The sequence below is a fragment of the Craurococcus roseus genome (genome assembly GCF_039523795.1).
GTDB classification, from domain to species: domain Bacteria; phylum Pseudomonadota; class Alphaproteobacteria; order Acetobacterales; family Acetobacteraceae; genus Craurococcus; species Craurococcus roseus.
Genome location: NZ_BAAAFZ010000127.1, coordinates 1 through 709, shown reverse-complemented (window position 1 = coordinate 709; position 709 = coordinate 1). Strand labels below are relative to the sequence as shown.

Annotated in this window: 1 protein-coding gene; it reads left to right on the top strand. The window is 78.6% G+C overall.

Annotated features, from left to right (window positions below):
• Positions 1 to 709 (top strand): calcium-binding protein (locus ABD067_RS26205; protein WP_343898391.1); only part of this gene is annotated, 709 nt, incomplete at both ends.

Below are 709 nucleotides of genomic sequence, written 5' to 3'. Positions count from 1 at the left end.
GGCGAGGGCGACGACGCGCTGCTGGGCGGCGGCGGCGCCGACACCCTGAACGGCGGCGCCGGCGCCGACGCGCTGGAGGGCGGCGAGGGCCGGGACACGCTGGACGGCGGCGCCGGCGCCGACACCCTGGACGGCGGCGCGGGCGACGACACCTACCGCGTGGACCAGGGCGGCGACCTGGTGGTGGAACTCGCGGGCGGCGGCCTGGACACGGTGTTCGCCTCCACCAGCTACGGCCTGTCCGCCGAGGTGGAGGACCTGGTGCTCACGGGCACGGCCGCCGCGGTGAACGGCGCCGGCAACGCGCTCGCCAACCGGCTCACCGGCAACGGCGCGGCCAACGGGCTGTCCGGCCAGGGCGGCGACGACACGCTGCTGGGCGGCGGCGGCAACGACACCCTCGACGGCGGCGACGGCCGGGACGTGCTGGCCGGCGGCACCGGCGCGGACCGGCTGACAGGCGGCGCGGGCGCCGACGCCTTCCTCTTCGACACCGCGCCCGCGGCCGACCAAGTGGTCGACTTCGCGGCCGGCGTCGACCAGGTCTGGCTGGCGCTGGCGGTGTTCGGGGGCGGCGGCGGCTTGGCCGCGGGGCCCCTCGCCACCCAAGCGGGGCGTTTCGCCCAGAACCTCACGGGGGCGGCGTCCGGCCCCGGGGCGCAGTTCACCTACGAGACCGACGCCGGCGCCTTGTGGTGGGACGCCGACG